Origin of the sequence: Streptomyces geranii, assembly GCF_002954775.1 — a bacterium.
In the GTDB taxonomy this organism is placed as follows: Bacteria; Actinomycetota; Actinomycetes; order Streptomycetales; family Streptomycetaceae; genus Streptomyces; species Streptomyces geranii.
On the sequence record NZ_PJME01000032.1, the window covers coordinates 1 to 13344 of the forward strand.

Here is a 13344-nt window from a genome sequence, read left to right on the forward strand (position 1 = left end):
TTCAACAAGCTCAAGCACAACAAAGCCCTCGCCACCCGCTACGACAAACGCGCCCGCCACTACCAAGCCCTGGTCACCATCGCCTGCCTACGACTCTGGCTCCCCTGACATTGCGGACACGACCTAGGGGCGCGGGGAACTGCGCGACCAGCCCCAACGGCGCAGCAGAAAACGACTACCTGCCGCACCCCTCAGTTCTGTTCAGTGAATCTCATCGACCAGCACATCAAGCGCCCAAGCCACCCCACCCCTCGAAGGCGCATCGACCTCCACCACATACCCCATGTCCCGCAACGCCTCCACCAGCTCCCCCGGCCCGGAGGGCGCCACACCCGAACCGACAAGGCTCCGCACGATCCGCCCCTTGGTCGCCTTGTTGAAGTGACTCACCACCTTCCGCGTAGGCGCGTGCAACACCCGCACGGTCGCCGTCCGCCCGGCCACCTCCCCCTTCGGCTTCCACGCGGAGCCATACGCGGCGGACCGCAGGTCAAGCACCAGCCCACCCCCCGCCACCTCGGGCAGCGCCGCACTCATCGGCGCCCGCCAGTGCGAGGCCAGCGCGCCCAGCCCGGGCAGCTTCACCCCCATCGAACACCGGTACGAGGGAATGCGGTCGGTGATCCGGACGGCACCCCACAACCCGGAGAAGACCAGCAGCGACCGCGCCGCCCGCCTCTTCGCGGCGGCGTCGAGGGAGGCCAGGTCGAGGGCGTCGTACAGCACACCGGTGTAGATCTCCCCGGCGGGCCGGGTCCCGGCGGTGCGCAGCTCCGTGTTCTTGGCGACCTCGCCCCGCAGCCCCTCGCTCAGCCCGAGCACCTCACGCGCCTTGTCCTCGTCCCCGAGGCACAGCTCGACGAGCTCCCCGAGGACGGCCTCACGGGCGTCGGCGAGCCCCGGCAGGGACAGCGACTCCGGCTTGAGCGGGGCGCCGCGTCCGGAAGAGGCCTTGCCTTCGGAGGGAGGCAGCAGGACAAGCACGGTGGGTTCTCCAAACGGGTACGCGGGCTCGACTCGCGCCAGATTACGTGGTGCGGCGGCCGGATCCCGTGGTGCGGCGGCCAGGTCACGTGGTGAGGCGGGTACGTCGGACTGTGCCTACGCTCGTTCCATGCCCCGCCGCCACATACGCGTGACTGGCGCCCCCGAAGCCCCTCTCCGGGCCGCCCTCACAGCGCTGCGCACAGAACTGGGCGTCCCCGAGAGCTTCTCACCGGCCGCACAGGCCGAGGCGGAGGCGGCAGCGAAGGCCCCGGCCCTCCCCGCGACGGACGCCACGGAACCCACGGACGCCACGGACATCCCCTTCCTCACCATCGACCCGCCCACCTCCACCGACCTCGACCAGGCGATGCACCTCGCCCGCCGCCCCGGCGGCGGCTACCGCGTCCGGTACGCGATAGCGGACGTCGCCGCATTCGTCGTACCGAACGGCCCCCTGGACGCGGAGACGCACCGCCGGGTCACGACCCTCTACTTCCCGGACGAGAAGACCCCGCTGCACCCGCCGGTCCTCAGCGAGGACGCCGCCAGCCTCCTGCCCGGCCGGACCCGACCGGCCGCACTCTGGACGATCGACCTGGACGCGGACGGCCGTACGGTCGCGGTCGACGTCCACCGGGCCCTGGTCCGCAGCCGCGCCAAACTCGACTACGCGGGCGTGCAACGCCAGTTGGACGCCGGAACGGCGGAGGAACCGCTGGCCCTCCTCCGGGAGATCGGCGAGGCGAGGGAACGCCTGGAGGCGGAACGCGGCGGCATCTCCCTGAACGTGCCCGAGCAGGAGATCGTGAAGCGGTCCGGAACGTACTCCCTCACCTACCGCGCCCCGCTCCCCGCGGAGACCTGGAACGCCCAGATCTCCCTGCTCACAGGCATGGCGGCGGCCGACCTGATGCTGACGCACGGCACGGGAGTGCTCCGCACGCTCCCCGCCGCACCCGACGGCGCGGTCGGCCGCCTGCGCCGCACCGCGCAAGCCCTCCGGATCGACTGGCCGCACCACGTCTCGTACGCGGCCCTGATCCGCTCCCTGAACCCGCACGACCCCCACCACGCGGCCTTCCTCCAGGAGTGCACGACTCTCCTGAGAGGCGCGGGCTACACGGTCTTCCGGGACGGCAACCTCCCCCCGATCACGACCCATTCGGCAGTGGCGGCCCCGTACGCCCACTGCACGGCCCCCCTCCGCCGCCTGGCCGACCGCTACGCCTCGGAGATCTGCCTGGCGGCGGCAGCCGAACAGCCCACGCCCGACTGGGTGTTGGCGGCCCTGGACGCCCTCCCCAAGGAGATGGCCGAGGGCGGGAGGCGGGCGGGCGCGGTGGAGCGCGGCTGCGTGGACATCGTCGAGGCGGCGCTGCTCAAGGACCGGGTGGGGGAGGAGTTCGAGGGGTGCGTGGTGGACGTGGAGGAACGCGAACCGACGGTCGGGAAGGTCCAGTTGGAGTCCCCGGCGGTGGTCGCCCGCATCGAGGCGGACGGCACTCCACTGCCCCTCGGGGAACGGCTGCGAGTACGGCTCACGAGGGCGGAGCTTGGGCCGGCGGGGGTGCGGTTCGCTCCTGCGTGACGGCCCGCAGCGAGCGTACGAGACTGTCGGCGTCGTCGGCGTGGAAGCGGACGAGCCGGATGTCCTGCCGACGGCCGAAGAAGGTGAAGTGGGCGAGCGGCTCGGTGAGTTCGAGGGTGATGGTGGTCTGGGAGCCGATGGGGAGGGAGAGTTCGCCCGCGGTCCGCTGATGCGTGGTCCGCAGCTCACGACGCACGGCCGCGATCCGCTCCAGGGGGATGCGAAGATCGACGTGGGCGGCGTAACGGAGGCGCAGCGAACGCGAGTCGGGGTCGAGGACGTGGGGGCGGACGACGGAGGCCGCGTGCAGCCCGATGACGAACTCGACGGTGTAGACGTCCAGGACGAGCACGGTCCAGTGCGCGATCGGCCAGTCGCGCAGCAGCACGAACATCGCGACCGTCTCGACGACGCACACGAAGGCGAACGCGAACATGGTCGAGCCCTGCCCTCGGGCATACCCGAAGGCAATCCCGTCGCCGACCCCGTGGCGCCGCCGCCGCACCCACAGCACCAGACTGACCAGCAGCCGCACTTCATGCCGTACCAGAGCACCGGCGGTCTTCATGGCTGCCGCCCGCTGAGCAGGAGCAACGCGCCACGGACGGCGGCGGCCTGCGCGGGTGGGAAGTCGGCGTAGAGGGCGCGGAGAAAACTGTCGTCGTGGTCGATGTCACCCTCCGGAAGCAACTCACGCGGAAGACAATCGGCGAGCGCACGGGCGGCCTCACCGACACGAGGATCATCGGCGGGGGCATCGACGAGGGCGTCGAGAAGCACGTACACCTCGTGCGCCCGGGCCGCACCCTCGGGCGTGGCGAAGGCACCGCCCAGCGCGGACATCAGCCGCGCCCGGTCCTCGGGACGGGCGGTGGTCTCGACGAGGGCGAGCAGCTCGCGGTCCTTGGCGGCCATGGGGGAGTCGGAGCGGGGCCCCAACTCGGCGAACACGGCGGCGAGTTCGGGCGAGACGGGCCCTTCGGCGGCCAGCGCCTCCGCGTCGCGCAGCAGCGCCCGCAACCGCGCCCGCCGCTCACGAAGGGCGACCTCCTGCCGGGCCAGATCCGCGTCCAACTCCCCGAGCACCTCGACGAGTTCCCGCCCGGCCTCGTCCGCGAGCACGTCCCGCACCTCACCGAGCCCGAGCCCCAACTCGGTAAGCCGCCTGATCCGAGCGAGCACGACGGCATGCCGCAGGCTGTAGTCCCGGTACCCGTTACCAAGCCGCTCGGGCTCGGGCAACAGCCCCAGATGGTGATAGTGCCGCACGGCCCGCGTAGTGACCCCGACGGCGCCGGCAAGTTCTCCGATCCGCATGGGACCAGTAGAAACGTTGACGTTGCGGCTGGGTCAAGCGGGAACATCGGCCCTGCGCAGGTCACGGTCCGCGAAGTACCGTGGACCGGTGAAGGCACCCGGGGGCATACGTACGCGCGAGCAGGCACTCTGGACCAGAGCGAGGCTCGGCCGCTGCGGCCCCGCCCTGGACCTCCTCACCGCCCGTTTCGACCGCCACGTCTACGCCCCGCACGCCCACGACGAGTTCACCGTCGGTCTGTGCACGGGCGGTACCGAGGTCATCGACTACCGGGGCGAGCGGCTGCGCCCGGTGCCGGGGTCCATCGTCGTGCTCGACCCCGGCGAGATGCACACCGGTGGCCCGGACGCCGCCGGCGGCGGCTACGCCTACCAGGCCCTGTACGCCGCCCCCGCCCTCCTCACCGACGGCACCACCGGCGGTCTCCCGCACTTCCGCCAGCCGCTGCTCGACGACCCCGAACTGGCCGCCGCCTTCCGCGCCGCGCACACCGAACTGAGCGCCTGCCCGGACCCCCTGGAGGCCGAGTCCCGCTTCCCCTGGCTGCTCACGGCCCTGGCCCGTCGCCACTCCACGGCCCGCCCGGTGAACGACCACATCCCCGGCGCGAACGCGATAGCCCACGCGGTACGAACCCGCCTGACGGACGAACTCGTGACCCCACCCTCCCTCGCCGACCTCGCCACCGACCTGGGCCTCTCCCGCTACCAACTCCTCCGCGCCTTCCGCACGACGGTCGGGATACCCCCGTACGCCTGGCTGGCCCAGTACCGGGTGACCCGGGCCAGGAGTCTGCTGGAGACCGGACTGCGGCCCGCCGAAGTAGCGGCGCTCGTCGGCTTCGCCGATCAGGCGCATCTGACCCGCTGGTTCCGGCGCGTGATGGGCGTGACCCCGGCGGCGTACCGCAACAGCGTTCAAGACGGCGGGTAGGGGAGGGGCCGAGACTTGCCCGTATGACTGCACGCGGCTGGTTGTTGTTCTCCCTGATGGGAGTGGTCTGGGGCATCCCGTACCTGCTGATCAAGGTGGCGGTGGAGGCGGACCTCTCACCGTCCACGGTGGTGTTCGTACGCTGTACCCTCGGCGCGGCCCTCCTCCTCCCCTTCGCGATCCGCCAGGGCGGCCTGCCCGGCACCATCCGCACGCACTGGCGCCCCATGCTGGCCTTCGCGGTCATCGAGATCATCGGCCCCTGGTGGACCCTGACCGACGCCGAACGCCACCTCTCCAGCTCCACGGCGGGCCTGCTGATCGCGGGCGTACCGATCGTGGGCGTCGCACTCGCCCGCTTCTTCGGCAGTACGGAGCGACTGGGCACCCGGCGGCTCACCGGCCTGACCCTCGGCCTGGCGGGCGTCGCGGTCCTCACGGTCCCGCACCTGACCGGCGGCGACGCCCGCTCCCTGGCAGAGGTCCTGCTGACGGTGATCGGCTACGCGACGGCCCCCCTGATAGCGGCGCGCCACCTGAAGGACGTCCCCTCCCTCCACCTCACGGCTCCCTGCCTGGCCCTGGCGGCCCTGGTCTACGCCCCGGCGGCGATAGTGACCCGCCCATCCGCACTCCCCTCCACGGAGGTACTGGCCGCGCTGGCCGTCCTGGGCGTGGTCTGCACGGCCCTCGCCTTCGTGGCGTTCCTGGAGTTGATCAAGGAGGTCGGCCCGACGCGGGCGACGGTCTTCACGTACGTCAACCCGGCGGTGGCGGTGGCGGCGGGAGCCCTGTTCCTGGACGAGCCGCTGACCGCCGGCATCCTGGCCGCCTTCGCCCTGATCCTGGCGGGCTCGGTGCTGGCGACGGCCACCGGACCGCGCCGGGGCGGACGCCCGGTAGCATGGTCGACACGGCAGACGAGCCGGGCGGACGGCCGCGTGGACTCCCCTTCGGGGGCGCTCCCCGAGGAACGTCCGGGCTCCACAGGGCAGGGTGATGGCTAACGGCCACCCGGGGTGACCCGCGGGACAGTGCCACAGAAAACAGACCGCCGGGGCTGTGTCCTTGAAAGAGGGCGCTCTCCGGTAAGGGTGAAACGGTGGTGTAAGAGACCACCAGTGCCCAGGGTGACCTGGGCAGCTAGGTAAACCCCACCCGGAGCAAGGTCAAAAGGAGCGCCGCTGTAAAAGGCGCGCTCTGCGAGGACGTTCGAGGGCTGCCCGCCCGAGTCCCCGGGTAGACCGCACGAGGCCGGCGGCAACGCCGGTCCTAGATGGATGGCCGTCGCCGAGACGTCCGCGAGGACCCTCGGCACAGAACCCGGCGTACAGCCCGGCTCGTCTGCCACCAATGGCCTGTGACCAGGGAAATCTCTGGTCACAGGCCATTTTTCTGTCACGCGGCCCGCCGTCCCGGTGTCCGGCCGCGCGGCGAGGGCCACGCGGTAATTGAGGGCCACGCGGTAATTGGGGGACTTTCCCTCATACGCCCGGTGCGGGCGGCGGGCACATTGGTGACCACGTTTCAGCACGACGTCACCGCGCGTGCGCAACCGAGGGGAAGTCGATGGGCAGAAAAGCGTTACTCCGGGTTCTGATGGTCGCCGTGATGGCGGGTTCCGCGGTGACCTTGACCGCGGGGTCCGCGAGCGCGGCCACAGGGGTGTTCGTGAGCGGGGGCGATGTGATCGTCAACGCGGGGTCGGGCGTCGCGAACAACATCACGGTCTCCCTGTCGGGAAGTTTCGTCGTCATCCAGGACACCGCCGCCACCCTCACGGCCGGCGTCGGCTGCTCGGCTCAGATCAACGGATCGGTGGCCTGCCAGGTCGGCAGCTTCGCCACGGTGGTGGTGAACGCGGGGGACCTGAACGACCGGATCACCAAGACCGGCAATGTCCGGGGCAACCTGAAGGGCGAGTCGGGCAACGACATCATCGGCGGCGGCCCCAGCCCCGGCAGCAACATCCTCAACGGCGGGGCGGGCAACGACACTCTCAACGGTGGCGCCACCTTCGACCTCCTCATCGGCGGCGCCGGCGCCGACACGCTCAGCGGCGGGGGCGGCACCTCCGACATCGCCAGCTACTTCGAGAGCGGCTCAGGGGTGGTCGTCGACATCGACAACTCCGCGGACGACGGTGCCGGCGGCGAGGGCGACAACGTCCTCACCGACGTGGAGATCATCTACGGCAGCGAGTTCAACGACACCATCACCGGGAGTGCGGCGAACGACACCATGCTCGGCTACGGGGGCAACGACCGGCTGGTCGGCGGGGCGGGCAACGACAACCTGACCGGGGACCTCGTCCCGTCCAGCAGCGGCCGGACCGGCGCGGACACCCTGGTCGGCGGTCCCGGGAACGACACCCTGAACGGCGTGGACAACATCGTGGGCAACGACAGTGTCGACGGGGGCGCCAACACCGACACCTGCACCGCCGACTCCGGGGACACCAAGAGTCTCTGCGAGGCGTGAGAAGAGGCGTGGGAAACCGCCGCACGGGACCAGCCCAGGGACATGCGCGAGACCGATGCGGGCATGTGCCGGAATGATCCCGTGCGGTCAGCGGTCAGCGGTCAGCGGTCAGCCCACGTCAGGTACCGGATTCATCGCCCGTCCGCGTACCGGCGGGCCAGGCCGCGCAGGGCGGTCCGGCTGGTCTGGCCGGTGCGGTCGCGGAGACTCGACAGGTGCTTCTCGACGGTGCGGGGCGAGAGGAACAGCTGCTCGGCGATCTCCTGGTTGCCGAGCCCGCGGCCGAGCAGGCGCAGCACCTCGTACTCCCGGGCGGTCACCCCCGTCCGCCGTAGCTCCGGCGGAATCGTGTCGTGGCCCTGGCGCCGCCGGGGCACGGGAGAGCCCGCTTCCCGCAGCAGGGCGCGGCAGGCCGCCGACATCCGGGTCGTGCCCCGGTCGTGGAAGAACTGCTCGGCGGTGCGCAGCCACTCGACAGGCTGCCCCCAGTCGTCGGTGAGCGCCGCCTGGGCACCCAGGCGCAGACACAGGTGACGGGCCATGGGGATGGTGTCGGTACCGGCCAGGGCTTCCTCGGCCGCCTTGGCGGCCTCGGCGGCCCGGCCTTCGCGGCCCAGCAGCACGGCCCGGGACCATCCCACGAAGGGCCGGTCCCAGTGGACCTGGGTGAGCCGGTCGGCGGCCCCGCCGTCCAGCTCCGCCCAGCCGACCGCGCCCCGTACGGTGCGCAGGAGCAGGTACGGGCCGAGGAAACCGATGACTCCGCGGGTGCTGGGCAGTGCCCGCATGATCCGGTCCGCCTCGGTGAACTCGGCCATGGCGCGGTCGGGTTCCTCCAGCAGCAGGGAACACACGCCCCGGGCCCAGCCCCACACCGAGGTGTCGGCGTAGCCCCAGACCGCTCCGGCGCTCCCCCCGGCCAACGCGGTCTCCAGAACGTGCAGCGCGGCCTGGAGTTTCTCCCGTTCGCCCCGGGAGGCGGCGATGACGGCGTCCATCGCGACACCGATCAGCTGCACCTCGCGCAGCCGCAGCCTGGCGGCCGTCGCGTGGAGCCGCTCGGCGTACTCCAGGGCCCCGTCCAGGTCGTCGCGCAGCACGTGAGCCTGTGCCAGATGCGTGTCGGCCCAGGCCGTCAGGAGCACGGCACCGGTCTCCTCGGCCGCCTTCCGCGCTGCCAGCAGCCGATCGGTACCGGTGAACCGGATCCGGTCCAGCGCACCGAGTTCCAGCAGGCCGCGTATCCGCCAGACCGGCAGGGCATGGGTCTCGGCCGTGGACACCAGACGTTCGAACACCTTCTCCGCCTCGGCCAGGTCGTGGGGCCGCAGGCAGTACCCGAGGATGTTCAGCGCCTTGCAGCTCACCTCCGGCAGCCCGCCCGCCTCGGCGGCGGCCAGGGCCCCTTCGGCCAGGACCCGGGCGCTCTCAGCCCGGTCGGGGCGCTGTGAGCCGAGCACCAGGTGCGCCGCCACGGCGTCCAGGGCGGCCCGGGACGCCGTGTCGGGCTCGGCGCCGAGCAGTTCCCGTGCCCGCCGCACGGCGGTCAGGCCTTCCTCCCACTGCTGTGCGGTGGCCGCGGCCCGGGCCCGGGTCAGGAAGCCCGCGGCGCGCCGGGCGGCGGGCGCGCCCCACGCGATCAGGACCTGGTCCAGCCGATCGCCGAGCTCCGGTACGCGCTGGACGTCGCCCGTCAGAACGAGGGTCCCCAGCAGCTCCTCCAGCAGCCGGGCCACTGTCTCGGGCGGTGTGTCGGCTGCGTCGGCGGTCAGTTCCAGGCCCCGGTCGAGGAGTTCCACCGCGGTCAGCAGCGCGCCCCGTAAGGCCGCCTGCCGACTGGCCCGGGTGAGCAGCGCGGCTGCCCGGGCCGGCTGCCCGCCGGCGACACACAGCTCCGCGGCCAGGCGGTACAGGTCGTCGCCCGAGCCGCCGCCGAGCAGACCTCGCGGCTCCCCACTCCGGCCGGGGCGGGGAGCCGTCGGCTCCGGCACCGCCGCGTCGGCGGCCTCGATGGCGTCGGCGGCGGCGAGACAGAGCGCCGCCCGCTCGGCGGGCAGCAGCCGGCGGGCGATGGCGTCGGCGGTCAGGGCGTGGCGGAAGGAGTGCCAGCCGGGCTGCTCCGCGGTGGCGCCGTCGGCGACCAGGTCGGCCCGTGCCGCCTGTCTCAGCCGGCGGAGCGCCGTCGTCCGGTCGAGCCCGGCGACACGGGCGGCCACGTCCACGGGGAACCGCCTGCCCAGGACCGCCGCCGCCTCCAGAAGCGCGATCCCGGCGGGATCGAGGTGGTCGACGCGCTGGAGGACGGCGGCGGCGACCGTCGTGGGTACGCCGGCGTTCACCGCGCCGGTCACCGTCCAGCCGCCGTTCCGCGTCCGGACGAGGTCGCCGCTGTCGACCATGGCTCGCAGCAGTTCCTCGACGACGAAGGGGACGCCCTCGGAGACGGCGTGCAGGCGGTCCAGTACGGCCGCCGGTACCTTGCCGGCGTCGTCGTGACCCAGACAGCGGGCGGCCAGTTCCGCCGTGTGGGCGGGCCCGAGGCGCGCCAGGCGCAGTGTGCGGGCCGCACGGCGGGACACCGCGGCCTCGGCGAGGTCGAGAGCCGGTCCTGGCCCACCGCGCAGGGTGGCCAGCAGGGCGGCCCGCTGGCCGGGGAGGTTGTCCGTGAGGTAGTCGACGATGGTGAGCGTGTCGGCGTCCGCGTCGTGCAGGTCCTCCAGCACCAGTACGCAGCCATGGGCACGTCCGAGGACGCCCAGGAGCCGCAGTACCGCCTCGGCGTAACCCACCAGCGGCGCGCCGTCCTGCGGCGCCAGCCCGCACAGCCGTGACAGCAGCGGCTCGTAGGGGCCCAGGTCCCCGTCCGTCGGCGCTCCTTCACCGCGCAGTCCGGAGAACACGGCCTCCGCCAGCGGGCGCAGCGGCACCGCGCGCCCGGCCGACCCGGCCCGCCCGCGCAGCACCCGTGACCCGGTGCGCGCGGCGGCGGCCACGGCCTCCTCCACGAGGCGTGACTTGCCGATCCCCGGCTCGCCCAGCACGAACACCGACGAGCCCCGTCCGTCACCCGCCGACCGTCCCAGCTCGGTCAGCAGGTCCAACTCCGGTCCTCTGCCGACCAGTGCCGGTGACGACAACGACACTCGGGCCCCCCGCGCCTCTTCGCCTTCTTCGCCTTCTTCTTCCGGGATGTCCCGGCCGCCCCCTCGAATGCTTCTTCGAGTCCGTACAGCGTAGTGCCCACGAGTCACAGGGGACGCACAACTACATGGGGGCTCTTCCCCCATGCCCCCGGCAGCAGGCGCACGGCACTCTCTTCTCAGCAGGTTGGGGGGACAGGGCATGTCCGGGGGAGGGGGGGACATGCCCTGTCTGCTGTTCTTTCTTCGATGGGCGGATCCACATGCGTTCAAGGTCTTCGATTCTGGTCACCGCCGGCTTTCTGGCCGTGGTCCTGTCCGGGTGCTCGTCTCTCACGGGAAGCCCGGGAGCAGGAGGGGGCGCCGGCACGTCGCCGTCGACGGGTTCGGCAGCCGAGGGGCCGGACGTGCCGACGTACGCCCTGGATCTTGAGCGCGTGTGCACGGACGGGCTCGGCTACGCGGGGATGCCCGCCTACGACCGTACGAAGAAGACCGTGCATCCGGCGGTGCTCATGACCAACCCCGGCGACAGCTGGTCACAGTCCGAGCCGCCCTCCGGCGACTTCCCCAGGGGCTGGATCCTCGGCTACGCGGACAAGCCCGCCGAAGCCGAGCTGGTCGTCTGCGTCGAACGCACCAAGTCGACCCCGACCGGCAAGGTGTGCGCCATGGAGACCGATGACGGCAAGCCGCTGAAGATACGCACGTACGACACGTCCTACCGGCTGAGCGTGGTCGAGTCGCGGACGGGCGAAGAGGTTTACGAGTACACCGGTGACGCCAAGTCCGACGAGTGCCCGGTGTACATCTTCACCTCGGAGGGCGAGGACAAGGACAAGTACTACAACGAGGTGCGACCCAAGGACTACCGCAAGCGTGTCCAGCCCTTCATCGCGCCGTAGCCTCACTCCGGCCACCCCGCCCCCGGACCTCCCCTGGAGGAGAGTTTGTCCGCCACGACCACGACCACCACCACTGCCGTCGACCTGAGCGGGCTCAGCGCCGCCCGCGGCGGCTCCCGTCGGCTCACGGGCCATGTCACCCGGCCCACCGGGCCGGGCCCCTGGCCCGGTGTCGTCGTGATCCATGAGGCGCTGGGCGTCAACGACGTGATGCACCGCCAGACAGAGCGGCTGGCGAGAGCCGGTTACCTCGTCGCCATGCCCGACCTGTTCACCGACGGAGGGGCCGTACGCTGCCTGGTGCCGACCTTCCGGGCCGCCCTGTCCGGACGCGGCCGGGCCTTCCATGACATCGAGGCGGCCCGCACCCACCTCGCCCAGGATCCCGACTGCACCGGCCGGATCGGCGTCATCGGCTTCTGCATGGGCGGTTCCTTCGCCCTCCTCGCCGTGGGCGGCGGCGACTACACCGCCGCCGCCGTCAACTACGGCCGCCTGCCCAGGCATCTCGAACAGGCGCTCACCGGTTCCTGTCCCGTCGTCGCGAGCTACGGGGCCCGCGACCGCACGCTGAAGGGCGCGGCCTCCGGTCTGGAGGCGTCACTCGACCGGCTCGGCGTCGCCCACGACGTCAAGGAGTACCCGGAGGCCGGGCACTCCTTCCTGAACGACGCCGAGGTCGGACCACGCGCGCTGCGCCCGCTGATGCGCGTCGCCGGAATCAGGCCGCACCCGGAGTCCGCCGTCGACGCGTGGCGACGGATCGACGAATTCTTCGCCACGCACCTCAAGGGTGACGGCATCGACGGGGCGCGGGGGACGTGAGAAGCAGGGGCCGTTGCCCTCGCGGAACGGGTGGAGGACGTTCAGGTCGCCGTACGACGTGGACAGTTGGATGACGAATGCCTGTCGTCGTACGCGCCCGGGTGATGTCCGCCTCCGCTGCCGCGAGCAGCTGATGGTCGGTGATGCCGAGATTGTTGCGTAGCACGCCGTTGGGTATGGAGTACGGGTCGTTCACCCGGCCCGCCGCTCGGCCGCTCAGGGCCTCGACGGACAGGAGGACGCTCTGGGGCTTGCGTGGGCGCCGATGGCTTGATTCTGTACAGATTTCCAGTACGGATTCCGGCGAGTGTCCCGCCTCGGGCGTCTCGTCCGGCCCCTTCAGGCAATGGTCGTACGATTCCGGTGTGGAAGAGCTCATGCACCCGCGAAGCGACAGCGTCCGCCGTTTCCTCCGCCGTTGGTACGGCACATCCGGCGTATCCGTGGAACCCGCCTTCCCGGAATTCGAGGACGTCCCCGGTGAACTGGTCGAATGGCACAGAGCGGCTTCTTCGACCGGAACGCGGGTCGTGTTCCAGGACCACGCGGTGAAACCGGCCGACCTGAAAAGGGACGGCACCGGAATGCTGGTTTTCTGGATCGAGAACCAGCACGGCTACTACTGGGCCGTGGATCCGGAAGCGACGGACCCGCAGGTCTTCGACCGCACGAACACCTCCGACACCTGGAGACCCACCGGCGAGCACCTTGAGCGGTTCCTGCTGCACCGCACCGTGGACGAGGCTCTGGCGGGAACAGAGGTGAAGTTCTCCGCCCTGGTGCCGACCGAGGTGCTCGAATCCGGCGCCTTGAACGGATTCTCGGCCCTGCCCTTCGCCCCGGCGGTCAACGACTCCCCGTCGACCCGTTGGCTGTGCGACGGGGACACCCTGGTCAGGGTCGTCCCGCCGCCGGCCGGCTACGCCCCGCCCGGACAGGAGAGCTGGATGCTCACCGTCGCCGGGGCGTCCGGTGGCGACCTCCAGAGGTACCGCGCCGGGCTGGAACCCTATGTTCTCGAAAGGCCACGCCGCGAGGAACGGCCCGGCGAGCCCGTGCCGGCGCCCCCTTTCTGAAGGCCTGGATCCGCGCCGGGAAGCACGTCTGCCGGTGGAGCGTTCACACGCTCCACCGGCAGACCGGTCAATGCCGGATCACTTGGGACTG

10 protein-coding genes, 1 other RNA gene and 2 pseudogenes are annotated in these 13344 nt (G+C 71.6%); 9 read left to right on the top strand and 4 right to left on the bottom strand.

The genetic code is table 11. The annotated features are described in order from the left end of the window. Nucleotides 1–108: pseudogene (locus CW359_RS29730) on the top strand (IS5/IS1182 family transposase); the annotation flags it as partial. Between the two features lie 93 nt (nucleotides 109–201). Here CW359_RS29730 and yaaA read toward each other — a convergent pair. Then, nucleotides 202–984: a peroxide stress protein YaaA gene (gene yaaA / locus CW359_RS29735; protein ID WP_105973276.1), complete on the bottom strand. Its 783-nt coding sequence runs from the start codon at nucleotides 982–984 to the stop codon at nucleotides 202–204. Between the two features lie 130 nt (nucleotides 985–1114). Here yaaA and CW359_RS29740 point away from each other — a divergent pair, with 130 nt between their 5' ends. Beyond that, nucleotides 1115–2575, top strand: a complete 1461-nt coding sequence (locus CW359_RS29740; protein ID WP_105973277.1) for an RNB domain-containing ribonuclease — start codon at nucleotides 1115–1117, stop codon at nucleotides 2573–2575. Here the strand turns inward: CW359_RS29740 and CW359_RS29745 are convergent. Both CW359_RS29745 and CW359_RS29750 read right to left on the bottom strand, forming a co-directional pair. Next, entirely contained in the window at nucleotides 2526–3143 is a 618-nt protein-coding gene (locus CW359_RS29745) for a hypothetical protein (protein ID WP_105973278.1), read from the bottom strand. The genes CW359_RS29740 and CW359_RS29745 overlap by 50 nt on opposite strands. Next, nucleotides 3140–3892, bottom strand: a complete 753-nt coding sequence (locus CW359_RS29750; protein WP_105973279.1) for a MerR family transcriptional regulator — start codon at nucleotides 3890–3892, stop codon at nucleotides 3140–3142. Before CW359_RS29750 ends, CW359_RS29745 begins: the two co-directional genes overlap by 4 nt. 88 nt (nucleotides 3893–3980) lie before the next feature. Here CW359_RS29750 and CW359_RS29755 point away from each other — a divergent pair, with 88 nt between their 5' ends. From CW359_RS29755 to CW359_RS29775, 4 genes and pseudogenes are all read left to right on the top strand, one after another. Further along, a complete protein-coding gene (locus CW359_RS29755; RefSeq protein WP_232838660.1) occupies nucleotides 3981–4826 on the top strand; it encodes a helix-turn-helix domain-containing protein in 846 nt (281 codons plus the stop codon). Nucleotides 4827–4849: 23 nt separating this feature from the next. Then, nucleotides 4850–5632, top strand: a pseudogene (locus CW359_RS47630) (DMT family transporter); the annotation flags it as partial. Between the two features lie 115 nt (nucleotides 5633–5747). Then, an RNA gene (rnpB, locus tag CW359_RS29770) (RNase P RNA component class A) lies at nucleotides 5748–6173 on the top strand. A gap of 324 nt (nucleotides 6174–6497) precedes the next feature. Further along, nucleotides 6498–7307 (top strand): calcium-binding protein, encoded by an 810-nt coding sequence (locus CW359_RS29775; RefSeq protein ID WP_232838661.1) that lies wholly within the window; start codon nucleotides 6498–6500, stop codon nucleotides 7305–7307. Between the two features lie 131 nt (nucleotides 7308–7438). Here CW359_RS29775 and CW359_RS29780 read toward each other — a convergent pair whose 3' ends face one another. Then, complete coding sequence (locus tag CW359_RS29780; protein ID WP_332874999.1) at nucleotides 7439–10672, bottom strand: helix-turn-helix transcriptional regulator; 3234 nt, start codon at nucleotides 10670–10672, stop codon at nucleotides 7439–7441. Nucleotides 10673–10854: 182 nt separating this feature from the next. On the opposite strand from CW359_RS29780, the gene CW359_RS29785 reads away from it, so the two are divergent. The 3 genes from CW359_RS29785 to CW359_RS29800 all read left to right on the top strand — a co-directional run bounded on the left by CW359_RS29785 (nucleotide 10855) and on the right by CW359_RS29800 (nucleotide 13253). Continuing rightward, entirely contained in the window at nucleotides 10855–11352 is a 498-nt protein-coding gene (locus CW359_RS29785; RefSeq protein WP_232838663.1) for a hypothetical protein, read from the top strand. A 45-nt stretch (nucleotides 11353–11397) separates the two neighbouring features. After that, on the top strand, nucleotides 11398–12177 hold the full coding sequence (locus tag CW359_RS29790; protein ID WP_198655434.1) for a dienelactone hydrolase family protein: 780 nt from the start codon (nucleotides 11398–11400) through the stop codon (nucleotides 12175–12177). 365 nt (nucleotides 12178–12542) lie between these two features. Continuing rightward, nucleotides 12543–13253: a hypothetical protein gene (locus CW359_RS29800; protein ID WP_157968658.1), complete on the top strand. Its 711-nt coding sequence runs from the start codon at nucleotides 12543–12545 to the stop codon at nucleotides 13251–13253. Nucleotides 13254–13344 lie beyond the last annotated feature (91 nt).